Source organism: Rhizorhabdus sp. GW822-FHT03C02, assembly GCF_058801765.1.
This window is the reverse complement of the sequence record NZ_JBXANN010000002.1, coordinates 147,678-171,684: the sequence shown is the minus strand read 5'-3', so window position 1 is coordinate 171,684 and position 24,007 is coordinate 147,678. Positions and strand designations below refer to the sequence as shown.

Annotated in this window: 21 protein-coding genes; 14 read left to right on the top strand and 7 right to left on the bottom strand. The window is 67.7% G+C overall.

The window, feature by feature from the left end; all coding sequences use genetic code 11:
* Nucleotides 1–217 precede the first annotated feature (217 nt).
* Both AC1RM6_RS07880 and AC1RM6_RS07875 read left to right on the top strand, forming a co-directional pair.
* A complete protein-coding gene (locus tag AC1RM6_RS07880) occupies nucleotides 218–532 on the top strand; it encodes a PilZ domain-containing protein (RefSeq protein ID WP_493099858.1) in 315 nt (104 codons plus the stop codon).
* Nucleotides 533–596: 64 nt separating this feature from the next.
* Entirely contained in the window at nucleotides 597–2,375 is a 1,779-nt protein-coding gene (locus tag AC1RM6_RS07875; RefSeq protein WP_493099856.1) for an SLC13 family permease, read from the top strand.
* Here AC1RM6_RS07875 and AC1RM6_RS07870 read toward each other — a convergent pair.
* Nucleotides 2,350–3,948, bottom strand: a complete 1,599-nt coding sequence (locus tag AC1RM6_RS07870) for an ATP-binding cassette domain-containing protein (protein WP_493099855.1) — start codon at nucleotides 3,946–3,948, stop codon at nucleotides 2,350–2,352. The genes AC1RM6_RS07875 and AC1RM6_RS07870 overlap by 26 nt on opposite strands.
* A 149-nt stretch (nucleotides 3,949–4,097) precedes the next feature.
* Between AC1RM6_RS07870 and AC1RM6_RS07865 the strand changes: the two genes are divergently transcribed.
* The 3 genes from AC1RM6_RS07865 to AC1RM6_RS07855 are packed head-to-tail and all read left to right on the top strand — an operon-like array spanning nucleotide 4,098 to nucleotide 6,003.
* Nucleotides 4,098–4,361 carry a hypothetical protein gene (locus tag AC1RM6_RS07865; RefSeq protein ID WP_493099853.1) on the top strand — a complete coding sequence of 88 codons (264 nt, stop codon included), beginning with the start codon at nucleotides 4,098–4,100 and terminating at the stop codon, nucleotides 4,359–4,361.
* Entirely contained in the window at nucleotides 4,358–5,545 is a 1,188-nt protein-coding gene (locus AC1RM6_RS07860; protein ID WP_493100597.1) for a winged helix-turn-helix domain-containing protein, read from the top strand. Before AC1RM6_RS07865 ends, AC1RM6_RS07860 begins: the two co-directional genes overlap by 4 nt.
* Nucleotides 5,542–6,003 carry a GNAT family N-acetyltransferase gene (locus tag AC1RM6_RS07855; RefSeq protein ID WP_493099851.1) on the top strand — a complete coding sequence of 154 codons (462 nt, stop codon included), beginning with the start codon at nucleotides 5,542–5,544 and terminating at the stop codon, nucleotides 6,001–6,003. The genes AC1RM6_RS07860 and AC1RM6_RS07855 overlap by 4 nt, the downstream gene beginning before the upstream one ends.
* A 3-nt stretch (nucleotides 6,004–6,006) precedes the next feature.
* Here the strand turns inward: AC1RM6_RS07855 and AC1RM6_RS07850 are convergent, their stop codons facing one another.
* The 3 genes from AC1RM6_RS07850 to AC1RM6_RS07840 form a co-directional block, all read right to left on the bottom strand.
* Nucleotides 6,007–6,561 carry a CvpA family protein gene (locus AC1RM6_RS07850; RefSeq protein ID WP_493099849.1) on the bottom strand — a complete coding sequence of 185 codons (555 nt, stop codon included), beginning with the start codon at nucleotides 6,559–6,561 and terminating at the stop codon, nucleotides 6,007–6,009.
* A 9-nt stretch (nucleotides 6,562–6,570) separates the two neighbouring features.
* Nucleotides 6,571–7,938 carry a DNA repair protein RadA gene (gene radA / locus AC1RM6_RS07845; protein ID WP_493099847.1) on the bottom strand — a complete coding sequence of 456 codons (1,368 nt, stop codon included), beginning with the start codon at nucleotides 7,936–7,938 and terminating at the stop codon, nucleotides 6,571–6,573.
* Nucleotides 7,939–8,132: 194 nt separating this feature from the next.
* The gene (locus tag AC1RM6_RS07840; RefSeq protein ID WP_493099845.1) at nucleotides 8,133–8,609 is read right to left on the bottom strand and encodes a DUF1203 domain-containing protein; all 477 of its coding nucleotides are present in this window, start codon (nucleotides 8,607–8,609) and stop codon (nucleotides 8,133–8,135) included.
* A gap of 169 nt (nucleotides 8,610–8,778) precedes the next feature.
* Here AC1RM6_RS07840 and AC1RM6_RS07835 point away from each other — a divergent pair, with 169 nt between their 5' ends.
* The 6 genes from AC1RM6_RS07835 (at nucleotide 8,779) to AC1RM6_RS07810 (ending at nucleotide 14,713) form a co-directional block, all read left to right on the top strand.
* Nucleotides 8,779–9,930: an AAA family ATPase gene (locus AC1RM6_RS07835; protein ID WP_493099843.1), complete on the top strand. Its 1,152-nt coding sequence runs from the start codon at nucleotides 8,779–8,781 to the stop codon at nucleotides 9,928–9,930.
* A 56-nt stretch (nucleotides 9,931–9,986) separates the two neighbouring features.
* Nucleotides 9,987–12,338: a patatin-like protein gene (locus AC1RM6_RS07830; protein ID WP_493099842.1), complete on the top strand. Its 2,352-nt coding sequence runs from the start codon at nucleotides 9,987–9,989 to the stop codon at nucleotides 12,336–12,338.
* 32 nt (nucleotides 12,339–12,370) lie between these two features.
* Complete coding sequence (locus AC1RM6_RS07825; protein WP_493099840.1) at nucleotides 12,371–12,688, top strand: hypothetical protein; 318 nt, start codon at nucleotides 12,371–12,373, stop codon at nucleotides 12,686–12,688.
* On the top strand, nucleotides 12,688–13,362 hold the full coding sequence (gene pyrF / locus AC1RM6_RS07820; protein ID WP_493099838.1) for an orotidine-5'-phosphate decarboxylase: 675 nt from the start codon (nucleotides 12,688–12,690) through the stop codon (nucleotides 13,360–13,362). The genes AC1RM6_RS07825 and pyrF overlap by 1 nt, the downstream gene beginning before the upstream one ends.
* Before the next feature lie 19 nt (nucleotides 13,363–13,381).
* On the top strand, nucleotides 13,382–13,582 hold the full coding sequence (locus AC1RM6_RS07815) for a DUF5818 domain-containing protein (protein WP_493099836.1): 201 nt from the start codon (nucleotides 13,382–13,384) through the stop codon (nucleotides 13,580–13,582).
* A 117-nt stretch (nucleotides 13,583–13,699) separates the two neighbouring features.
* Nucleotides 13,700–14,713: a sulfate ABC transporter substrate-binding protein gene (locus tag AC1RM6_RS07810; protein WP_493099834.1), complete on the top strand. Its 1,014-nt coding sequence runs from the start codon at nucleotides 13,700–13,702 to the stop codon at nucleotides 14,711–14,713.
* A 343-nt stretch (nucleotides 14,714–15,056) separates the two neighbouring features.
* On the opposite strand, the gene AC1RM6_RS07805 is transcribed toward AC1RM6_RS07810, so the two are convergent.
* The 3 genes from AC1RM6_RS07805 to AC1RM6_RS07795 all read right to left on the bottom strand — a co-directional run bounded on the left by AC1RM6_RS07805 (nucleotide 15,057) and on the right by AC1RM6_RS07795 (nucleotide 20,914).
* Nucleotides 15,057–17,051: a transglycosylase domain-containing protein gene (locus AC1RM6_RS07805; RefSeq protein WP_493099832.1), complete on the bottom strand. Its 1,995-nt coding sequence runs from the start codon at nucleotides 17,049–17,051 to the stop codon at nucleotides 15,057–15,059.
* 412 nt (nucleotides 17,052–17,463) lie between these two features.
* Nucleotides 17,464–18,156: a hypothetical protein gene (locus AC1RM6_RS07800; protein ID WP_493099830.1), complete on the bottom strand. Its 693-nt coding sequence runs from the start codon at nucleotides 18,154–18,156 to the stop codon at nucleotides 17,464–17,466.
* Between the two features lie 298 nt (nucleotides 18,157–18,454).
* On the bottom strand, nucleotides 18,455–20,914 hold the full coding sequence (locus AC1RM6_RS07795) for a TonB-dependent receptor (protein WP_493099829.1): 2,460 nt from the start codon (nucleotides 20,912–20,914) through the stop codon (nucleotides 18,455–18,457).
* A gap of 604 nt (nucleotides 20,915–21,518) precedes the next feature.
* On the opposite strand from AC1RM6_RS07795, the gene cysT reads away from it, so the two are divergent.
* Genes cysT through AC1RM6_RS07780 form a run of 3 tightly spaced genes read left to right on the top strand, consistent with a single transcriptional unit; the run spans nucleotide 21,519 to nucleotide 23,985 of the window.
* Complete coding sequence (gene cysT, locus AC1RM6_RS07790) at nucleotides 21,519–22,358, top strand: sulfate ABC transporter permease subunit CysT (RefSeq protein ID WP_493099827.1); 840 nt, start codon at nucleotides 21,519–21,521, stop codon at nucleotides 22,356–22,358.
* A complete protein-coding gene (gene cysW, locus AC1RM6_RS07785; RefSeq protein WP_493099825.1) occupies nucleotides 22,355–23,224 on the top strand; it encodes a sulfate ABC transporter permease subunit CysW in 870 nt (289 codons plus the stop codon). Before cysT ends, cysW begins: the two co-directional genes overlap by 4 nt.
* A gap of 5 nt (nucleotides 23,225–23,229) precedes the next feature.
* Nucleotides 23,230–23,985: a sulfate/molybdate ABC transporter ATP-binding protein gene (locus tag AC1RM6_RS07780; protein ID WP_493099823.1), complete on the top strand. Its 756-nt coding sequence runs from the start codon at nucleotides 23,230–23,232 to the stop codon at nucleotides 23,983–23,985.
* Nucleotides 23,986–24,007: the final 22 nt, after the last annotated feature.

The window sequence follows — 24,007 nt, the reverse complement described above, 5'->3', positions numbered from 1 at the left end:
GGAAGGTCGCAGGATCGCTGCGCCGCAGCATCGGCGGCAAGCAAAATATTGCGATAACGTTACAATTTATTGCAATGTTGCAAAGAAGTCGCAGCCACTTGCGCAACATCCGGAAAGCGGCTTTAGGCCACGCCGCTAACGCCTGCGAAACGATTGGGGCCTATTCTCCAGCCATCGTACCGCACGGCCGGACATTCCTCGATTCGGGTTGGTCAGCTTGAGTTTCCCTTCCGAAAATACCGCCAGGGCCGGTTCGGCCCGTGCCGCCCGCGCGCATCGCCACAAGATCTTCCTGCCGGCGGTGCTCAACCAGGCCGGCACCACCACGCGCATCCATCTGCTCGACATCTCGCGCACCGGCGCCCGCGCCAACGCCCCGCATTTGCCCCCGGTCGGCGAGCGGGTCCGCATCGTCTGGAACGATATCGTCATCACCGGCCGCATCGCCTGGGGGCGCGACACGCGGATCGGGATCCGGTTCGACCTGCCGCTGGCCGACCGCCAGCTCGACGCGATCGTCGCGGGGCGATAGCCCCGGGGGAGACAAAACCCGTCGCCTGCGTTCAGTCGGGAAATCGACGGACCGGGATGATATTTTGACACTGCCCCAGATGCTGGCCTTCGCAATCCTGGCCGCGATGATGCTGCTCTTCATCTGGGGACGTATCCGTTATGATCTGGTGGCGATCCTGGCGCTGCTCGCTTCGATCGCGGTCGGCACCGTACCGCCCAAGAAGGCCTTCGCCGGGTTCAGCGACGACATCGTCATCATCGTCGCGAGCGCCTTGGTGGTGAGCGCCGCGGTCCAGCGATCGGGGGTGATCGAGATGGTGCTGGGACGCGTGTCGCAGCGTGTGACCCATGTCCGCGGGCAACTGACGATCCTGGTGATGTCGGTCACCTTCCTCTCGGCGCTGGTCAAGAATATCGGCGCTCTGGCGATGCTGATGCCCGCCGCGCTCAAAATGGCGAAGAAGTCGAAGGCGTCGCCCTCGGTCTTCCTGATGCCGATGTCGTTCGGCTCGCTGCTGGGCGGATTGATCACGCTGGTCGGGACCTCGCCCAACATCATCGTGTCGCGGGTCCGCGAGGAACTGACGGGCCAGCCCTTCGGCATGTTCGACTATGCCCCGGTAGGGCTCGGCCTCGCGATCACCGGGATCATCTTCCTGCGCTTCGGCTACCGGCTGTTGCCACGCGATCGCCGGGCCGCGGCGACGATGGGCGAGGCGCTCGACATCAAGGATTATACGACCGAGGCGGCGGTCGCCGAGGGGGCGGCTTCGGAGGGCATGACCGTGGCCGAGTTCATGGCCGCGAACGACGACGAGGTCGAGATCATCGGCGTCCTCCGTGGATCGAGCCGCTATCCGCTGCCGCTGGCCCGCACCATTTTCCACGAGGGCGATACGCTGCTGCTCAAGGGCGAGCCCGACGCACTCGAGCGCGCGATCGCCCGGGGCGGGCTCGAGCTGGCCGGTCAGGACCGCAGCGCGGTCACCGATACGGCGTCGGAGGATGTCGGGGTGATCGAGGCGGTGGTGACGCTCGATTCGGTGCTGATCGGCCGGGCCGCAGCGCAGATGGGGCTGCATGAACGCCACGGCGTGAACCTCCTCGCCATCTCGCGCGCCGGCACCCGGCGGGTCGAGGGGCTGGGCGACACGCGGATCGAGGCCGGCGACGTCATCGTGCTGCAGGGGCCGCTCGATATCCTGCCCGCGCAGCTCCGCGAACTGGGTTGCCTGCCGCTAGCCGAACGTCAGGTCCGGCTGGGCGGCGCACGGCGCGGCCTGCTGCCGATCGCGATCCTCGCGGCAGCGATGCTGCTCACCGCGCTCGGAATCGTGCCGGTCGCCGTCGCCTTCTTCGGCGCCGCGGCGCTCACCATGCTCAGCGGCGCGCTGCCGGTGCGCGACGCCTATGAGCATATCGAATGGCCGATCCTGGTGATGCTCGGCGCGCTGATCCCCGTCAGCGAAGCATTGCAGGCGACCGGCGGCACCGACCTGATCGCAGGCTGGCTGTCGGCGACCGCTGCGACACTGCCGCCGTGGGGCGCGGTGGCGCTGATCATGGTCGCGGCAATGGCGGTGACGCCGTTCCTCAACAACGCCGCGACGGTGCTGGTGATGGCCCCGATCGCGGCCATGTTCGCGCATGATATCGGGCTGCGCCCCGATGCGTTCCTGATGGCGGTCGCGGTTGGTGCCGGCAGCGATTTCCTCACCCCGATCGGCCACCAGTGCAACACGCTGGTGATGGGTCCCGGCGGCTATCGGTTCGGCGACTATGCGCGGCTTGGCGCCCCGCTCTCGCTGCTGGTCGTGCTGGTTGGGGTGCCGCTGATCATGATCTTCTGGCCGGTCCGCTAAGGCGCAGCTCGCCGGTAAGGTCGAGCCCGTCGAGAAAGGCGCGGTCGTGGCTCGCGACCAATAGCGCGCCGTCATATTGGGTCAGCGCATCTTCGAGAATCTCGATCGATTCCATGTCGAGATGGTTGGTCGGCTCGTCGAGCAGCAGCAGTTGCGGCGGCAGCGGCCCCGACAGGGCGCAGGCGAGCCCCGCGCGCAGCCGCTCGCCCCCGCTCAGCGTGCCGACGATCCGCTCCGCGGTGACGTTGCGGAACGCGAAGCGCGCGAGCGCGGCGCGGGCGTCGTGATCGGACAGGTCGCGATGCAGCTTCCGCAGATTGTCGAGGATCGTCGCGTGCGGGTCGAGCAGCCCGAGATGCTGGTCGAGCAGCGCCATCCGATCGCGCAGCGCCCAGACCGTCCCCGCCGATGGCGCCAGCACGCCGCGGACCAGCGCCAGCAGCGAGGTCTTGCCGGCGCCGTTGGGGCCGGTGAGCGCGATCCGCTCGGGCCCGCGCAGCTCGAGCGACAGCGGCCCGAGCACCCGGCGATCGCCGCGCCACAGCTCGACCGCCTCGCAGCGGATCAGCCGGCGGTCGGCGGGCAAGCCGGTCGAAGGCAGCTCGATGCGCAGCGGCACCACCCGTTCGATCCGCTCGCGCGCCGCATCGAGCCCGGCGCTCGCCTGCTCGCGCTGGCGCTCGGCGAGCGCGCCGTCGCGACCGGTGGTACGCTCGGACCGCTCCTTCTTGGCGTCGAGCAGCAATTTGCTGTTGCTGCCCTTGCGCTGGGCGAGCCGCCCGGCGGTGTCGCGGGTCGCCTTGCGCTCGCGCTGCTGCTGGATCCCGCGGTCGACCTGGCGGACGTCGCGCTCGGCGCGGTCCAGTTCGGCCTGGGCGCGCTCGCGCGCGGCATCGCGGGCCGCGCGATAGTCCGACCAGCCGCCCCCGAAAACCGTACAGCCGATCGGCGACAGCTCGACGATCCGGTCCATCGTCTCGAGCAGCGCGCGGTCGTGGCTCGCGACCACCACCCCGCCGCGCCAGTCGGCGATCAACCGCGCGATCAGCGCCTGGCCGGCGGCGTCGAGATTGTTGGTCGGTTCGTCGAGCAGCAGCAGGTCGGGCGCGGCGATCCGCATCCGCGCGATCGCGATTCGGGTGCGTTCGCCGCCGCTGAAGCTGCCGATCGGCCGCGGCAGCACCGCAGGATCGAGCCCGACCGCGGCGAACGCCCCGCCGATCCGCTCTTCGAGCGTCCAGTCGGCCTCGGCAATGTCGTCGGCGGTCCCCTCCCCGGCCACCAGCCGCTCCAGCCGATCGAGCGCATCGGCGACGCCGATCGCGGCCGCAGCGGAGATACCGTCGTCGGGCCAGTCCTGATGGAGCAGCCCGACCGATCCCGTGCGGGCGAGCGAGCCGGCCGCAGGCGGTGCTTCGCCGCCCATGATCCGGAGCAGGGTCGACTTGCCGGTACCGTTGCGGCCGACGATCCCGCTGCGCTCGCGTCCGAAGGCGAGGGTCAGGCCGGCGGCGAGCGGCCGGCCGTCAGGCGTTGCGAGCGAAAGCGAATCGAGCGTGAGGAAGGCGGACATAGGGCACCATGGCAAAGGGAACGGGTCGGGCGACGGGGTTCCGATTGTTCATGATGGCCTCCTCTTCGATGGACGCCGGACATAGGACGGCGGCACCGGCCGATCAAGCCGGGCCTTGCGAAACATGGGCGGCGGCCTAGGAACGTGCGATGGACTTCGACGATCAGATCCGCCGTTATTTCGGCACCGCCGACCTCGGCGCGGTCGCCCCCGAGGCGATGGCCGCGGCGGTCGAGCATATGCGCGTCGACCTCGGCCTCGAAAAGGACCGGCCGCGCCGCTTCGCGCTGTGGGCGCTGATGCACATGCTCGGGGTCGCGCCCGATCTCGACGTGGCGTTCAGGGACGAGGCCGACCGCGAGGCCGCGCGCAATTTCATGGACCTGGCCGCCGCCGCGGCGGACGAGCCCTGACCGAGACGCTGTCCCCCTCCGAGGCGCGGCGGATCGCGCTGGCGGCGCAGGGCTTCGGCCGCGCGCGCCCGGCCGGCGCGATCGGTCCGGCGCATCTCGCCAAGGTCATCGACCGGGTCGCGCTCCACCAGATCGACAGCGTCAACGTCGTGGTCCGCGCCCATTATCTGCCACTCTTCTCGCGGCTCGGCGCCTATCCGCGCGCGCTGCTCGACAAGGCGGCGTGGGGGCGTCCGCGGCGGCTGTTCGAATATTGGGCGCACGAGGCGTCGCTGCTGCCGCTCGAGCTGCAACCCTTGCTGCGCTGGCGGATGGCGCGCGCCGAGCGCGGCGAGGCGATCTGGGGCGGGCTGAAGATTTTCGCGGGCGAGAAACGCGGCGAAGCCGAGGCGCTGCTCGCGCGGATCGCCGCCGAGGGGCCGCTCGCCGCCTCGGACATCGCCGAGACCCGGGGGACGAGCGGCTGGTGGGGCTGGAGCGACACCAAGAGCGCGCTCGAATGGCTGTTCTGGGCGGGCCGGATCACCACCGCGACCCGGCGCGGCAGCTTCGAACGGGTCTACGATCTGCCCGAGCGGGTGCTGCCCCGCGCGATCGTCGACACCCCGACCCCGGCCGAGGCCGACGCCCACCGCGCGCTGCTCGAACGGTCGGCCCGCGCGCTCGGGGTCGCGACCGCGGGCGACCTGCGCGACTATTTCCGCCTCAAACCCGCCGACGCCTATCCCCGGATCGCCGAACTCGTCGAGACCGGCACGCTGCGGCCGGTCAAGGTCAAGGGTTGGACGCAGGATGCTTATATCCATATCGACTCCAAGCTTCCGCGCCGCATTTCGGGGCAAGCGCTGCTCGCGCCGTTCGATCCGCTGATCTGGGAGCGGTCGCGCGCCGAGCGGCTGTTCGGGCTGCGTTACCGGATCGAAATCTACACCCCCGCCGACAAGCGGGTGCATGGCTATTATGTCCTGCCCTTCCTGCTCGACGGACAGATCGTCGCGCGGGTCGACCTCAAGGCCGACCGTCAGGCATCACGGCTGATCGTCCAGCGCGCCCACCTCGAAGCGGGCGCGGCGGCCGACATCGTCGCCGAGCGGCTGCGCGACGAGTTGCGGACGATGGCCGCGTGGCTCGACCTCGAGGACGTGACGATCGCCGACGGCGGCGATTTCGGAGCAAGACTATGACGATCGAGATTCGGCCCGACGATCTGTCGGGCGCCCCGACCCGCGCGCTGCTCGCGCTCCACCTCGCGGGGATGCAGGCCAATTCGCCGGCCGAAAGCGTGTTCGCGCTCGACCTGTCGGGGCTGCAGACTCCCGACATCAGCGTCTGGACCGCGTGGATCGCTGGCGAGATCGCCGGTGTCGGCGCGCTCAAGCGGCTCGGCGACGGCAGCGCCGAGATCAAGTCGATGCGCACCCATCCCGACCATCTGCGCAAGGGCGTCGCCGAAGCGCTGCTGCGCCATATCATCGCCGAAGCGAAGGCGCGGGGCATCGCCCGGCTCAGCCTGGAGACCGGGTCGGGCGCGGCATTCGACCCGGCGCTCGCGCTCTACCGCAAATATGGCTTCACCGACGGCGAGGCCTTTGCCGATTATGTGCGCAGCGACTTCAACCAGTTCCTGCACCTGCCACTGTAACGCTCAGCGATACTCGACGCCGTTGCTGGCGCTGGCATTGTCGGACTCGGCGCCGGCCTTGCGGCGCTTGCCGACCCAGTCGACGATGGCGCGGCCCGAGGCGTTGAGCAGCGGATGGGTGCGCGAGTTGCGCATCCATTCGGGTCGCTCGGCCTGCCCGCCATAGACGGTGTCATAGCCGAGGTTGAACAGCAGATAGACGAGGGTGGCGACGATCAGCCCCTTGATCGCGCCGAAGCCGAAACCGAGCGCGCGGTCGAGCGGCCCCAGCACCGACGAGCGGGTCGAACGGCCGATCGACCCGGCGAGCATCTTGCCGCCGGCGAACACGATCAGGAAGATCAGCGCGAAGGCGAGCACGCTCGCCCCGCTCGGGGTGCCGACGACATGGATCAGCATCGCCTTGGCGGGCGCGTGGAGGAACTTGATCGCGAGGATCGCCGCGACCCAGGCGAGCAGCGACAGCACCTCGGTCACGAACCCGCGCATCAGCCCGAAGATCGCGCCACCGAAGATCGCGATGAGGACGATGATATCGAACGCGGTCAGGCCATGCATTGCTCGCAGCTAGTCCCGAGCGAGGATGTGGTCAACGAGCGCGCCGAGAGTCGCGAAGCGCGACGCGGCCATCCCCGCCTGCTTGACCTCGGCCGAGGCCGGCAGCCAGGCCTTGGTGAAACCGAGCTTGGCCGATTCCTTGAGACGCAGCGGCGCGTGCGCGACCGGGCGAATCTCGCCCGACAGCGCGAGTTCGCCGAAGACGACGCTCTCGGTCGGGACCGGCCGCTCGGCGAGCGCCGACACCAGCGCCGCCGCCACCGCCAGGTCGGCGGCCGGATCGACAACGCGATAGCCGCCGGCGATGTTGAGATAGACTTCGCAGGTCGAGAAGCTCAATCCGCAGCGCGCCTCGAGCACCGCGAGGATCATCGCCAGCCGCCCCGAATCCCAGCCGACCACCGCGCGCCTCGGGGTGGCGCCGCTCTGCAGCCGGACGACCAGCGCCTGAATCTCGACCAGAACCGGCCGGGTCCCCTCCATCGCCGGGAAGACGGTGGCGCCGCTCATCCCCTCGCCGCGCGCGGTGAGGAACAGCGCGCTGGGGTTGGCGACCTCCTCGAGCCCGGCCTCGACCATCGCGAACACGCCGATCTCGTCGGTGCCGCCGAAGCGGTTCTTGACCGCACGCAGGATGCGATATTGGTGGCTGCGCTCGCCCTCGAAGGCGAGCACGGTGTCGACCATATGTTCGAGCACCCGCGGGCCGGCGATCGCGCCGTCCTTGGTGACATGGCCGACCAGCACCAGCGCGGTGCCGCTTTCCTTGGCGAAGGCGATCAGTTCCTGCGCCGAAGCGCGGACCTGGCTGACGGTGCCCGGCGCGCCCTCGATCTGGTCGCTGTGCATCGTCTGGATCGAATCGATCACCAGCAGCCCGGGCGCCTCGCGCGCCATCGTCGTCAGGATATCGCGCACCGAACTGGCCGATGCGAGCTTGAGCGGCGCCTGGCCATAGCCGAGCCTTCGCGCGCGCAGCCGCACCTGGTCGGCGGCCTCCTCACCCGAAATATAGGCGACCGGAATCCCCGCCATCGACATCTTCGCCGCCGCCTGGAGCAGCAGGGTCGACTTGCCGATCCCGGGGTCACCGCCGATCAGGGTTGCCGACCCGGGCACCAGCCCGCCGCCGAGCGCGCGGTCGAATTCGGCGATCCCGGTCGAGGCGCGCTTGGGCAGCGGCACATCGGCATCGAGCCCGACCAGCGTGATCGCCCGACCGCCGGTGCGCAGATTATGCTTGGCCGAGAAGACGGTGACGTTGGTCGCTTCCTCGACCAGGCTGTTCCACTCGCCACAGTCGGTGCACTGCCCCTGCCAGCGCGTCGCGACGCCACCACAGGCCTGGCACACATAGCGTTTCTGCGGCTTGGCCATCGAGATCCCCGGGAGTGAACGTATCGGGAACATAATCGAGCTCACCGCCTTTTTCTAGCCCCTCCCTTTCAAGGGAGGGGTTGGGGTGGGTGCGAGCGAAGCGAGCCTCCCCAAGGTTCCGCAAGAAGCTTCGCCAGAGGCATCGAGCCTCTGGCTGCGCCACCCACCCCAACCCCTCCCTGAACAGGGAGGGGCTATGTTTGTTCTGCCCGATCCACCCGGGCCGCGTAGCAGCCGCGTCTGGCGTAGTGGGCGTGGAGATAGACGGTCCGTTCGTCGGCGAAGAAGCGGGCGATCAGCGGTGCGAGGTCGCGGCCGTCGGCGAGGTCGGCGTCGAGCATATCGCCGGTCGCGTCGAACGCGCGCAGCGAGATCGGGCGGATCGTCATCACTTCCGGGATCGCATCGACCAGGGTGACCGCACTCTCGGCGCCTTCGCGGACGAAGATCGCGTGCGATGCACGATAGGGCGTCGCGGCGGGTTGGTGGACGAAATTGAGCAGCAGCACCGCCTCGCCCGGTTCGGCATCGCGCAGCTCGATGCGATCGGGAAAACCCGGCTTCGCGTCGACCCGACAGCGCCGCACGCCGCGTTCGGCGAGGTCGGCATCGGCCAGGCCATAAAGGTGACGGAAGGGCGCCGGGTCGAGGCCGGAAATGCGGAAGGACATGGCGAACTCCATCGTGAAATGCCCGACCGCTCTGCAGGCCGGGGGCTCCGCCCACTTCCCGTTCCTTGATCCGCAATCGAGATTTCGTGGCCAAAGGCGGCGATAGCGATCGACAATCCGCGATTTCGCCCCAAGATCATCCGGATCGGGCGGAGGCGAAGGAGCGCGCATGATAACGCGGCTGGCGGTGGCGGGGTATCGTTCGCTGCGCAATCTCACACTGGATCTGGGACCGCTCAATATCGTCACCGGGGCGAACGGCACCGGCAAATCGAGCCTTTATCGTTCGTTGCGGCTTCTGTCCGAAGCGGCGCAGGGAAGGCTGATCTCGTCGCTTGCGGCGGAGGGCGGTCTGTCGTCGACCTTATGGGCCGGCCCCGAGAAGATCAGCCGCGAGATGCGCAGTGGCGAATATCCCGTCCAGGGAACGGTGCGATCGGGGCCGGTCAGCCTGCGGCTGGGATTTTCGAGCGCGGATCTGGGCTATGCGATCGATCTCGGCCTACCCGCACCCGGTGCCGCGTTCGGCCGCGATCCCGAGATCAAGGTCGAGGCGATGTGGACCGGCGAGATGCTCGGTCGCGTCAACCTGTTCGCCGAACGGCGCGGCCGGATCGTCCGCCTGCGACGCGGCGACACCGGCGAATGGCGGACCAGCCTCGACGATCTTTCGTCATTCGACAGCATGGTGACGCATTGCGCCGACCCCGACGACGGGCTCGAACTGCTGCTGATGCGCGAGCGGATGCGCAACTGGCGCTTCTACGACAATCTGCGGACCGACCAGGATGCCCCCGCCCGCCGCCCGCAAATCTCGACCTATACCCCGGTGCTGGCGAGCGACGGTTCCGACCTGGCGGCCGCGATCGCGACCATCCTGGCGATCGGCGATGCGGGGGCGCTCGCCGATGCCGTCGACGACGCCTTTCCCGGTTCGCATGTCGGCCTTGCCAGCGGGGACTATGGCAGCGTCGAAATGCACCAGCGGGGCCTGTTGCGTCCCTTGTCTGCGGCGGAGCTGTCGGACGGGACATTGCGCTACCTTCTGCTCGTCGCGGCGCTGCTTTCGCCCAGGCCGCCCGAGCTGATGATCCTCAACGAACCCGAGTCCAGCCTGCACCCTTCGCTGCTCGATGCGCTCGCCCGCCTGTTATCGAAGGCGGCACAGCGATGCCAGATCGTGCTCGTCTCGCACAGCGGCCAGCTGGTGCGGGCGCTCAGCCGGCATGACGATGCCGCCGAGTTCCTGCTCGAGAAGGATTTCGGCGAAACCAAGGTCAGCGGCAGCGTCGGATCGCGCTGGGTCTGGCCCACGCGCTGAGCCGATCGCCGCCCTTTTCGCTGGCAACCCACCGCAAAGGATGAAAAAGCAGCGCGATGCGGGAGAAGGAACTGCGGCTGGCGCTGGTCTGCTATGGCGGGGTCAGCCTGGCGGTCTACATGCACGGGATCACCAAGGAGCTGTGGCGGCTTGCCCGCGCCAGCCGGGCCTATCATGACGGCGAGGACAGTCTTTCGGGCGCGCTGCTGACCAGCGAGGCGGTCTATCGCAGCCTGTTCGAACGGATCGAGCGCGAGCATGGTATCAAGCTGCGCGCGCTGATCGACGTGATCGCGGGGGCGAGCGCGGGCGGGATCAACGGGCTGTTCCTGGGCCAGGCGATCGCATCGGGCCAGTCGCTCGAGCCGCTGACCGCGATGTGGCTCGACACCGCCGATGTCGAGGAGCTGATCGACCCGGACGCCCGCCCCTTTTCGATCTTCACCAAATTCTGGGCGCTGCCGATCGCGTGGATGCTCAGCCGCAAGCCCGGCGGCACCGTCGAGCGCACCGTCGCGCGCGGCGCCCGCGCCGAGGTGCGGCGCAAATTGTCGCTGTTCGTCCGCGCACGCTGGTTCCATCCGCCGTTCGGCGGCAAGACCTTCACCCGGCTGCTGCTCGACGCGTTCGACGCGATGGCGGCGGCGCCGGCGGGGCCGCCGCTGCTGCCGGCCGGCCAGCCGCTCGACATCAGCGTCACCGTCACCGATTTCCACGGTCACAACCAGCGGCTGCGGCTGCACAGCCCGGCGCTGGCCGAGGAGCGCGAGCACCGGCTGACGATCGACTTCACCGACCATGGCCGCGAGGGGCGCGACCTGGGCGATGCCGCCGAGCTGACCTTCGCCGCGCGCGCGACCGCGAGCTTCCCCGGCGCCTTCCCGCCGTTCAACGTCGCCGAGATCGACGCGGTGCTCGCCGAGCGCCGGCGCGACTGGCCGGGGCGCGAGCTGTTCCTCCACCGCATCTTCCCGCGCCATGCCGAGGGCAGCCCCGAGGATCTGGTGCTGATCGACGGATCGGTGCTGGCCAATGCGCCGTTCCGCCCGGCGATCGAGGCGCTGCGCAACCGCCCCGCCCGCCGCGAGGTCGACCGCCGCTTCATCTATGTCGATCCGACCGCCAATATCGAGGACAAGCAACGCCACCGCGACGGCGCGATCGCGGTGCCCGGCTTCTTCGCGACGGTGTTCGGGGCGCTGTCGACGATCCCGCGCGAACAGCCGATCCGCGACAATCTGGAGGCGATCCAGCAGCGATCGCACCGGATCGAGCAGACCAAGCGGATCATCGCGGCGATCCGGGCCGACGTGAATGCCGCGGTCGAACATGCGATGGACCGCACCTTGTTCATCTATCGCCCCAGCGCCGAACGGATCGGCGCGTGGCGGACCAAGGCGCACGAAGCCGCGGCGAAGCAGGCCGGCTTCGCCTTTTCGAGCTACGCCCATATGAAGCTGGCGATGATCGCCGAGGAACTGGTGTCGCTGGTCGCGCTGCTGACCGACGAGCAGGAGCCGGCCGGCCGCAGCGTGATCCGTCATGTGATCGATGCGCATCTCGGCCTCACCCGGACCGACGAGGCGTTGCCTGACGATGCGATCGCGTTTCTGCGCGCGCATGATCTCGGCTTCCGCATCCGCCGGCTGCGCTTCCTCGCCGACCGGCTGACCGAGATCGAGGATGGCGAGGGCGGCAGCGGCACCGACGGGCTGCAGGCGGCGCGCGACGCGATCTACGAATCGCTGGCGCCGTTCCTCGATCTGCAGATGCGCGATTTCTACACCAGCCCGGTGGTCGCCGCGGCGGCGCATGCGGTCGAGGCGCCCGACACCGCGCTCGCCAGCATCGCCTCGGCGCGCAATCTCGAGGCGCTCGACCAGGAGACCGATGCCCGGATCGCCGCAGCATTGCCCAAGCTGTCGCGTGCCGACCGACGCACGCTGCTGCTCGCCTATCTGGGTTTCACCTTCTACGATCTGGCGACGCTGTCGCTGATCCAGGAGCTGGGCGCGCAGGAGTTCCATGCGATACAGGTCGACCGCATCTCCCCCGACGATGCCGGTGCGATCCGCAAGGGCGGCGCCCGCGCGACCCTGAAAGGGATCGAGTTCAACTGTTTCGGGGCGTTCTTCAGCCGAGCCTATCGCGAGAACGACTATCTGTGGGGCCGCCTCCACGGCGCCGAGCGGCTGATCGACCTGATGCTGTCGACGCTGCCCGACGGCGCCGAGATCGCCGCCGAGACGGTGTTCGCGACCAAGCGCGCGATCTTCCGGGCGATCCTGGAGGAGGAGCGCGACCGGCTGACCGCCGTCCCCGAGCTGATCGAGACGATCGAACGGGAGGTCGAGGCGATGGGGCGGACACCGGCGCAGACTCAGGGCGGCGGCGCCTCCGCCCCTTGACCCGGAACGACAGGGGGAAGACAAGCACTGCCATGCGTTTCCTGAAGACCCTGTTCTGGGTGATCGCGGCGATCATCGTGCTGGCGTTCAGCCATGCCAACTGGACCGACGTTTCGATCAACCTGTGGGCCGGCATGGTGATGGTCACCAAGCTGCCGGTGCTGATGATCCTGTCGGTGCTGATCGGATTCCTGCCGACCTATGTCCTGCTGCGCACCGCGCGCTGGCGGATGCGGCGAAGGATCGACGCCGGCGAACGCGGTGCGCCGATCGTCGCCGACCCGCCGATCGCCACCGTGTCCCCGGCCCCCGCGCCGCAGCCCCCTCTTTCGACCCCATTGGAGTTCTGATGCGAAGCCCGATCTACGTTGCCATCGATACCCCCGACCTGGCCCGCGCGAAGGAGATCGCGGCCAAGGTGAAGAACCATGTCGGCGGGCTCAAGCTCGGGCTCGAATTCTTCTCGGCGCATGGCCAGGCCGGGGTGCGCGAGATCGCCGCGCTCGGCCTGCCGATCTTCCTCGACCTCAAGCTCCACGACATCCCCAACACCGTCGCCAAGGCGGTGCAGTCGCTGAGTCCGCTCCAGCCGGCGGTGCTGACGGTCCATGCCGCGGGCGGCCGGGCGATGATGGAGGATGCCAAGGCCTCGGCGCCGCTCGGCACCAAGGTGGTCGGCGTCACCGTGCTGACCAGCCTCGACGACGAGGACCTGACATCGATCGGGGTCGGATCCGATCCGCACGAGCAGGTCCAGCGGCTCGCACTGCTGGCGAAGGAATCGGGCCTCGACGGGGTCGTATGCTCGGGCAACGAGGTCGCGGCGCTGCGCAAGATCTGGCGCGACGGCTTCTTCGTGGTCCCCGGCATCCGCCCCGCCGACGGCCATGTCGGCGACCAGAAGCGGGTGATGACCCCGCGAATGGCGGTCGACCAGGGGGCGTCGATCATCGTCATCGGCCGGCCGATTACCGGCGCGGAGGATCCCGACGCCGCGGCTAGGGCGATCGAAGCGACGCTCTGACGGCGTTGCGGATCCTGTCATGGCGAATTTCCAACCGATCGACGAAACCGGCATCCTGCTGCGCGACGGCGGCGGTTTCGCGCTCAAGCGCGATGCCGGCGGCCTGTATCGGCTCGACCTGCACCGCACCCCGGTCGATCTGGTCGCGAAGCATGTGCGGGTGATCGGGATGCTGACCGGACCGGAACTGGTCGATGTCGAGGGCGTTCAACCGGCGTGAGCGGTTGGGGCAGGCCCAAAAATCGCGCAAAAATATTGCAACACCGAACCGATAGATTTTCTTGCTTCTCTTGCTGAGCGGTAGAGATAGCTATGCGGTGACAGCGGGGGAGATGATATGTCCAGGTGGCGCCTTTCGATATTAGCGGTTCTCGGCGCGGCGACGCTGACCGCGCCCGTGGTCGCGACGGCCGCTCCGGTCGAGCTGCTCAACGTTTCCTACGACCCGACCCGCGAACTCTACACCGCGATCAACACCGCCTTCGCCCGGAAGTGGAAGGCGCAGACCGGCCAGGATTTGACCATCCGCCAGAGCCATGGCGGATCCGGCAAGCAGGCGCGATCGGTGATCGACGGCCTGCCCGCCGATGTGGTGACGCTGGCGCTGGCCTATGACATCGACGAGATCGCGGCGCGCACCAAGGCGCTGCCGGCCAACTGGCAATCGCGCCTGCCGTACAACAGCACGCCTTATTATTCGACGATCGTCTTCCTCGTCCGCAAGGGCAATCCAAAGGGGATCAAGGACTGGGGCGACCTGGTGAAGCCCGGCGTCCAGGTGATCACCCCCAACCCCAAGACCGGCGGCGGCGCGCGCTGGAACTATCTGGCGGCCTGGGGTTATGCGCAGAAGACATATAAGACCCCGCAGGCAGCGCGCGACTATCTGGTCAAGCTGTTCCGCAACGTGCCGGTGCTCGACAGCGGTGCGCGTGGTGCCACCACGACCTTCGCCCAGCGCGGCCAGGGCGACGTGCTGCTGACCTGGGAGAACGAAGCCTATCTCGCCAATGCCGAATTCGGCGAGGGCAAGTTCGAGGTCGTCGTCCCGTCGGTGTCGATCCTTGCCGAGCCGCCGGTCGCGGTGGTCGACAAGAATGTCGACAGGAAGGGCACCCGCAAGGTCGCCGAGGCCTATCTGCGCTTCCTCTACACCCCCGAGGCGCAGGCGATCATCGCGAAGAATCATTACCGGCCGCGCGACCCGAAGGTCGCCGCGCAATATGCGGCGACCTTCCCCAAGCTGCCGCTGTTCACGATCAAGAATTTCGGCGGCTGGACTCGCGCGCAGACCGTCCATTTCAACGATGGCGGCCTGTTCGACCAGATCCTCCAGGAGGCCAAGCGCTAAGGCGCTCCAGCAGGGTTCCCCCTGGGGCGCGGCGTCCCAAATCCGCCGCGCCCCGACTTTTTTCGGCTGGCTGTGAGCTCCCCTGACCGGATCGATCCAAGCGGCGCCGCATAAGTGCTAACATAGCTTCTTCTGAGCCTTCTCCCGTTCTTCACGGGAGAAGGTTGGATGAGGGTCTTCTGTTTTTTCTTCCTCACGGCACAACAAGCAGAAGAAGAAGACCCTCACCCGGCCTCTCCCGCGAAGAGCGGGAGAGGGGCAGAAGAAGCGCCGTTGGTATGATATCCCGCAGCTTCAGTGGCGGCCTCCCTCACCGCCATCGCGCATCGTCGGCGCTGCCCGCCTACTCCTCTTCCGGGAAGACCGCGCCTTCGCGCTCGGCCTTGCGCCGCCGCAATTCCTCGATCCGCGCGCGGCGTTGGGCGCGCGCCTCGTCCGCGGCGGCGATCGCAGCGTCGTTGCCGACTTCGTCGGGCGGAGTCGCGCCGCCGCCGCGCAGGAAGTCGGGCATCATCCGCTCGAGGAAGCTGCCGAACGGCGCACCGTCCTGTTCTTCATCGGCCGCCTCGGCCGCTTCGAGTTCGGCCAGTTCGCGCTCCTCCGCGGCGACCAGCATCGCCGCCTGGCGCTGCTCGATCGCGGCCATCAACGTCGGCGGTACGTCGAGATCGCCGGCGCGCAGCCTGGCGGCGTTCATGAACCGCGCCCAGATCGCCGCGGGAAGGCTGCCGCCCGTCACCCCGCGCATCGGCGTATCGTCGTCATTGCCGACCCACACGCCGGTGATCAGCCCACCCGCGAAGCCGACGAACAGCGCGTCGCGGTGGTTCTGCGTCGTCCCGGTCTTGCCGAAGGTCGGAATCCCCAGCGCCGCGCCGCGGCCGGTCCCCTGGTTGGTCGCAGTCCACAGCAGGTCGAGCATCGCCTCGCGCACCCGCGGATCGATCGGCTGGCCGCCTGGCGGGGACGCATTGACGAGCCCGCTCGCCTTGACCGGAAATTGTCCGCGCGCGATCGCCGCATAGGCCGACGTCAGCTCGATCAGGGTCATGCCCGACGTGCCGAGCGCCATCGACGGCCCCGGCGCGATTGGCGCGGTGATGCCGAGCCGCTTCGCCATGGCAGCGACCTTGCCCAGCCCCACCCGCTCGGCGACCCGCACCGCGGCGACGTTGCTCGATTGCGCGAAGGCGCTGCGCAGCGGGATCGGGCCACCATAATGGCCGCCATAATTTTTGGGGCTCCAGCCATCGATCGTCAGCGGCGCATTGTCGACCAGCGTGTCGGGGGTCTCGCCATTTTCGATCGCGGCCAGATAGACCGCCAGCTTGAACGCCGATCCCGGCTGCCGCTGCGCCTGGGTCGCGCGGTTATAGGGGCTCGCCTTATAGTCGCGCCCGCCGACCATCGCGACGATACGCCCATCGGGGCGCATCGCCACCAGCGCCGCCTGGGTCGCATGCACCCCGTCGCCATAGCCGGTCAGCACCGATGTCAGCGCCTTGACCGCGGTCTCCTGCAGGTCGCGGTCGAGCGTGGTGGCGATGGCCAGCGGCCCGGCCTTCGCGCCAATGCCCTTTTCCTCGGCCCCGTCCTCGATCGCTGCCTCGGCTTGCGGGGCGACCCAGTCGACGAAATAGGTCCCGCCCGGCAATTCGTCGGGCGCGACGTTGGGCACCGCGAGCCGCACGCCGGCCACCCCGCCGATCATCTTCTCCTCGGCCATCGCCGCGATCACCAGCTGCGATCGCGCCTGCGCGGCCTTCAGGTTGACCGTCGGGTTGAGCCGGCTCGGCGCCTTGACCATCCCGGCCAGCATCGCCGCCTCGCCGACGCTCAGCCTGTCCGGTGTCTTCTGGAAATAATGGCGCGCGGCGGCGCGCAGGCCATAGACGCCGTCGCCGAAATAGATCGTCGACAGATAGCGCGAGAGGATCGCGTTCTTGCTCAGCCAGGCGTCGAGCCACAGCGCGAGCACCGCCTCCTGCAGCTTGCGCCCGACCTTGCGATCGGACGACAGGAAGGCGGTCTTGGCGAGTTGCTGGGTGATCGTCGAGCCGCCCTGGACCGTCGCGCCCGCGCGGAAATTCTGCCAGAAGGCTCGCATCAGCCCGCGCGGATCGATGCCGATATGGTCGGCGAAACGCCGGTCCTCGATCGCGATGAACGCCCCGCGCACATGGAGCGGCAGGGCCGCGGCATCGACCGCCGCCTCCCCGGCGCCGCGCCGCGCGATCGGCGTGCCGTCGGCGGCGAGATAGACGAAGCTCGGTTTCTGCGGGGGCTCCATCGGCCCCCATGGCGGCGCGACCGACGCCGCCCAGGCGATGGCCAGCACGATCAATCCGATGACGGCGACGCCCGACCACGCGCCGATGCGCCGCCACGAAGGGCGACGCCACCGTCCCGCGCCCACTATGTCCGGTGCTGTGTCCGGCGGCGCGTCGCCGACAGCGGGTTCCGCGGTGGGCGTCCTTGGCCAGCGCCAGCCTGCCCGAAGCCGCTCCCATCTCATCCGCAAGCGACCCATCGAACTGCCGAACCCATGTTGGCGGAGAGTTTTCCGCGCCGTGAGCGGCGGTCATAGGGCGATCGGGCAAAGCGGCAAAGCCACTCTTGCCGAAAGCGGACGCAGGTGGCGGCCGATGTCCGCCCGCGAAGCCGATGCGTCGATGTCCGGTTTCGAACTCGCTCTGGCCGTCACGCCTGGCGCTACGAAACGGCCAAAATGTCCCCTAAACCAGCAGCCCTCACTGCGCCGCCTGGAAGTCCGAGAAGGTTGCGCTGGTGTGCATCAGGCCGGATTTGCCCATGGCGGATCCCTTGATATCGCTGACCGCGTCGAGGGGCACGATGTTGCCGTCGGGCAACTGGCGATAACGCATCGTGTAGCTCATGCTGCCCATCGACGCGACCAGCATCATCTTGAACCCCCTGGTCGAGCCCAGGCGCAGTTCCTCAATGAACGGCACGGCGCCTTTGACGTTGACCAGGGCCTCGGCGCTCGTGTCGGCGGAGGCGTCGTGGGTTCCGAATTTGAGCGTGCCCGGCAGGAGACTGTCGAACCGGTAGGTAACGTAGCCCGGCGCGGTTTCGCTGCGCGTCGCCGGGCCGCCGAACCATTTCGACACGGCGAAATAGGGCGGGAACGGGTCGCGTCCCGCGTTGCGGGCATCCTCGACCTCCTTCGCCGTAGGCGCGCGGCCGTCGACGGTCACCAGGACCCATTGATCGCCCGGCGACCGGCGCGGATCATATTGCTGGAGCATGACCTTGCGCTTTTCGACATTGCTGTCGATCACGATCGTGCGGCGATAGCTGTAGGTGTCGGTGCGCGTCGCCCTGGCGACAGCCACGACCTGATCCTGCAGCGTGTCGGCATGGGCCCCGGTGCTGGCAAGGCACGCAGCGGCTCCGGCGATGGCGAGAAATGGACGAACCATGAGCAGTCTCCCAGAATGCCGTTTCAGTGTCTGCCCGATCCTCGGGACGGGAAAGCGGAACTGGGTTCAAAGCGGCTGTTTCGGGGAGGGGGCGCTGTGATGGTGGGGGTGAGCTGGCGCGGCGTAAGACGGAGCGAGAATAGGGGCTGATGAACGAAGCCACGCGCCCTCACCCTCCCACCGCTTCGCGGCGGGCCCCTCCTGTCAAGGGAGAAGGGTTGATCGATAGCCACAAAAATCCCGGCCATGGAGACCCATGGCCGGGAATATCCTTCGGCAATCAGATCCGGAAGATCGATCAGAACTTCGCCTTGATCGTCCCGCCGAAGGTGCGCGGGTCGCCGGGCTGGCCGGCGATCAGGCCGACATTGCCGGGCGCGACCTGGAGCAGTTCCATATAGTGGACGTCGAAGGCGTTGCGGACCCAGCCGAAGATGTCGAAATCTCCGGTGCGGAAGCCCGCGCGCAGGTTGGTCAGCGCATAGCCCTTGATCTCGGTATAGCGCGAGGGCGAGGCGTTCGACTGGAAGTGCGAGCGGAAATTGCCGTCGACGCCCAGATAGATCTCGCCTTCCTTGGCCAGCAGCGTGACCGGGGTGTTGGCCTCGGCGCCGTAGGAGAAGGCGAATTTCGACACGCCGGGCAGGTCCTGGCCCGAGATATCGCAAGACCGCGGGCTGAGCGCGCCGGGGACGCCGGCCTGGGTCAGGTCGGGGGTGACGCCGGCGGCGTAGAAGGTGCCGCCCGACAATTCGGGCGGGCACGGCGCGTTGGTGAACTTCTTGTACTTGGCGTCGGTATAGGCCGCGTTGGCATAAGCGTTGAGGCGCTCGCTGGGGCGGATCTTGAAATCGGTCTCGATGCCCTGCGACTGGACCTTCTCGGCATTGGCGAGATAGCCGCGGACGGTGCCGAACTGGCCGCCGTTCACCGTCGCCTGGAAGTTCTTGATGTCGGTGCGGAAGGCGGTGACGTTGAAGGTCGCCTTGCGGCCCCAGAACTGGGTCTTGATGCCGGCTTCGTAGTGATTGACCGATTCCGGCTTGACCGTGCTCGCGGTGAGATCGGGCTGGTTGGCGGTATTGAGCGGCAAGCCGTTCTGGTTGATGCCGACGGTCTTGAAGCTCTTGGCATAGGTCGCATAGGCCAGGATGTCCGACGTGACCTTGTAGTTCACGTTGAAATCATAGCTGAAGTTCCAGTCGCTGACCGACGGCCGGGTGCTCTGCGGCTGATAGACGCCGCACTGGGCCGCCAGCACCGTGCCCGCGGCAGGCGCCGGGGTGCAGCTGATCACCGCCCCCGCGCCGTTGGTGACGATCCGCTCGTAGAAGCCGGTCTTCTTGTCGTAGTTGACGCGGGCGCCGGGCTGGATGGTCAGCGCGTCGGTCACCTTCCAGCTGAGCTGGCCGAACAGCGCGCCGCTGGTGCTCTTGAGGAACTGGGTGTTGGTGGCGGTCAGGCCGTTGAGGATGCTGGGATCGTTCGCCTGGGCGCCGGTCAGGCTCCAGCGGCTGGCGTCGCGGCCCTGCTGTTCGGTGCCCTGGGTGTCGATCCGCTGGTTGAACCCGAACAGGCCGATCACATAATCGATCTTCTTGCCTTCGTAATTATACCGGAATTCCTGGCTATACTGGTCCTGCTGCGAGGGGTTTTGCGACTTGGCGACGATCGACAGACCGGTGAAGTCGCGGTCGTTCTCGGGCTTCCAGTCCCAGAAGCGCCAGGCGGAGATCGAGGTCAGCGTGCCGGGGCCGACATCCCAGACCGCCTTCAGCGAGGCGCCGCCGATCTTGTTGCCGGCGTTGAGGTTGCTGTCGAGGTCGCTCAGCCGGTCATAAGGGTTGCGGCTGGGGTTCACATAGTTGCGGCCGGCGGCGTTGGCGGCGGCGACCAGCGCGTCATATTGCCGGGCGAGCGCGCGCTGGGTGCGACCGACGCGGACGAACACGGTGCCGCAGCATTCGGGATCCTGCTTGCTGTAGTCGCCCGACAAAGTGATGCTGAGATCGTCGTTGGGCTTGAACAGCAATTGCCCACGCAGGCCGAGATTGTCCTGCTCGTTGATCCAGCGCTGGCTGGTGACGTTGTAGAGGGTGCCGCGGCGGGTGGTCGTGGCGACGGCGATGCGCGCGGCGACCTTGTCCGACAGCGGGCCCGACACGGCGGCCTTGGCCTGCTTGTAATTGAGATTGCCGACGGTCAGCTCGGCCTTGCCCTCGAAATCGAAGGTCGGCTGGTTGGTGGTGATGTTGATCGCGCCGGCGGTGGTGTTCTTGCCGTAGAGCGTGCCCTGGGGGCCGCGCAGCACCTCGACCTGGGCGACGTCGAGGAAGTCGAAGACCGCCGCAGCGACGCGCGAGTTGTAGACGTCGTCGACATAGATGCCGACGCCCTGTTCGAAGCCGTCGCTGGTCAGGCCGAACGGCACGCCGAGACCGCGGATGTTGACCGAGGTGTTGCGCGGGTTGGACGAATAGACCTGGAGGGTCGGCGCGAGCTGCTGGAGCTTCTGGATGCTGAAATTGCCGGTATTCTCGATCTGGTCGATACCGACCACCGAGATCGCCAGCGGCACCTGCTGCGCGGTTTCCTGACGGCGGCGCGCGGTGACGAGGATCTCACCTTCCCCCACGCTATTGCCGGCATCGGCACCCTCGGCGGCGGCCGGAACAGCCGGTGCCGACTGGGCAAAAACCGGTGTGCCAAGCGCAGCGGCCAGCGCCGCCCCCGCGAGAAGCGAATAACGCATATCCATCCCTTTCGAACGTCAGTGTTGTTGTTTTAAGCCCACCGGACAGAGCGGGATGGGCATCCGCTCTCTCCACCCCTGAAACTTCACTCAACCGGATCGTCACAGGCCCACCACTATGACTTACATATCTCTACTGTTGAGGTGGACAAATATGTCCACCAGATCGGAAGAGAAGAGAAGAAACTTATCCTTTCGGTGCCGAAAGGCGGCTTCTCCGATGATGCGGGGGCGGCAGGCGGTGGGTTACGGGGCCGATGCGGTCGGCAACGGCGCGATATACCGAATGTCGGCATCGATGCCGCGCGGTACGTTTAACCCGTCGCCCCGCACCTGTTGCGGGGTCCATGGCTGGTGCGTCGGACACTATGGCTGGTGGAAAGCGAGCCCGAGATGCTGCGTTCAGATCCTCGGCGATGGTCTGCGCGGCGATAGCCATGGACCCCGCAACAGGTGCGGGGCGACGAAGAAGGAACGAAGCACCTAACGTCGGCGCCGATGGGTGCGGCACAGTCCCGCAGGGCCGCCCAATTTTTGCTAAGCGTCCGGGTAGAAAATGCCCGGTGGCCGCCTGTGGCTTTCCGGCGGACAGTCTATTAACGGCGTAGAGATGAGCGGAGCGAGGACCCGCCCGGCTGCCCATGTGCTGCCGGGCTTTCATTTGACGATGGGCATCACGCTCGTCTGGCTGCTGGTGATCGTGCTCATTCCCCTGAGCGCGGTGTTCCTGCGGTCGACGGGCGAGGGTTTCGGCCATTTCGTCGCGACCGCCTTTTCGGAGCGCGCGCTCGCCAGCTACCGGGTGACCTTCGGAGCGGCGGCGATCGCCGCCGCGGTCAATGCGGTGTTCGGGCTGCTGATCGCCTGGGTGCTGGTCCGCTACAAATTTCCCGGCCGCCGGCTGCTGTCGGCGATGATCGACCTGCCGTTCGCGCTGCCGACGGCGGTCGCCGGCATCGCGCTGACCGCGATCTATGCGAACACCGGCTGGGTCGGCGCACCGCTGGCGAAGATCGGCATCGAGATCGCCTATCATCCGCAGGGGATCGTCGTCGCGCTGCTGTTCATCGGCCTGCCGTTCGTGGTGCGCACGGTCGAGCCGGTGCTCCACGACACCGGCCGCGAGGTCGAGGAGGCCGCGCTGTCGCTCGGCGCCAGCCGCATCCAGACCTTCCTGCGGGTGGTGCTGCCCGAGATCATGCCGGCGCTGGTCACCGGCACCGCGCTGGCCTTCGCGCGCGGGGTCGGCGAATATGGGTCGGTGATCTTCATCGCCGGCAACATGCCGATGATCTCCGAGATTTCCCCGCTGCTGATCATCACCAGCCTCGAGCAATATGATTATGCCGGCGCGTCGGCGATCGCGGTGGTGATGCTGCTGATCTCGTTCACGATGCTGTTCCTGATCAACCGCATCCAGGAGCGCAATCGCCGGAGGATCGGCCTGTGAGCGCAACCAAGAATGTGAGCAGGAAACGCTTCCGCGATCCGCTGGCCCCTGCCCCCGGCATCTTCGCGGTGCTGCTGCTGCTGACGCTGGGCTATGTCGGGCTGGTGATCCTGCTGCCGCTGGTGGCGGTGTTCGTCGAGGCGTTGCGCAACGGGCTGGCCCCGGCGATCGCGGCGGTCCGGGATGAAGACGCGATCGCAGCGATCAAGCTGACGCTGCTGGTCGCGGTCATCGCGGTGCCGCTCAACCTGATATTCGGGGTGTCGGCGGCGTGGCTGATCGCCAAGCATGATTTCCGCGGCAAGGAGATGCTGCTGACCCTGATCGACCTGCCCTTCTCGGTGTCGCCGGTGGTGTCGGGGCTGATCTATGTGCTGATCTATGGCGCACAGGGCTGGCTCGGCCCCTGGCTGCAGGCGAACAATATCGAGATCATCTTCGCGGTGCCCGGTATCGTCCTGGCGACGATCTTCGTCACCTTCCCGTTCGTCGCGCGCGAGCTGGTGCCGCTGATGGTGGCGCAGGGCCGCGCCGAGGAAGAGGCGGCGCTGTCGCTGGGCGCCAATGGCTGGCAGGTGTTCAGCCGGGTGACGCTGCCCAATATCCGCTGGGGCCTGCTCTACGGCGTGCTGCTGACCAATGCCCGGGCGATGGGCGAATTCGGCGCGGTGTCGGTGGTGTCGGGGCATATACGCGGGCAGACCAACACGATGCCGCTGCATGTCGAGGTGCTCTACAACGAGTATAATTTCGTCGCGGCGTTCGCGGTCGCGGCGCTGCTCGCCCTGCTCGCCCTGGTAACGCTGGCCATCAAATCCTATCTCGAATGGCGGCATGCCGACGCGCTCGCCGCTGCAGGACACTGACCGACATGACCATCACGATCGATAATGTCGCACGCCGCTTCGGCCAGTTCGCCGCGCTCAACGGGGTCAGCATCGACCTGCCAGAGGGCGAGTTCGTCGCGCTGCTCGGACCATCGGGATCCGGCAAGACCACGCTGCTGCGGATCATCGCCGGGCTCGAACATGCCGACAGCGGCACGATCAGCTTCGGCGGCGAGGACGTGACCGACACTCCGGTCCAGCATCGCGGCATCGGATTCGTGTTCCAGCAATATGCGCTGTTCCGCCACATGACGGTGGCGAAGAACATCGCGTTCGGGCTCGACGTGCTCGGCCGCAAGACCCGCCCGTCGAAGGCGGAGATCGCCGCGCGGGTCGAGGAACTGCTGGGGCTGGTGCAGCTGCCGGGGCTCGGCGACCGTTACCCGTCGCAATTGTCGGGCGGCCAGCGCCAGCGCGTCGCGCTGGCCCGCGCGCTCGCCCGCAACCCGAAGATCCTGCTGCTCGACGAGCCGTTCGGTGCGCTCGACGCCAAGGTTCGGCGCGAGCTGCGCGGCGCGCTGCGGTCGATCCACGACAATCTCGGCATCACCTCGATCTTCGTGACTCATGACCGCGAGGAGGCGTTCGCGCTCGCCGACCGGGTCGCCATCCTCAATCTGGGCCGGATCGAACAGTTCGCCGCCCCGGCCGAGATCGAGCGCGCGCCGATCAACGACTTCGTGCGCGACTTCATTTCGGATGAGGTGGAAGCCAAGGCACCGCTGGCGCTCGTGCGTTAAGAGGCTGCCCGGCTCGGGCGAC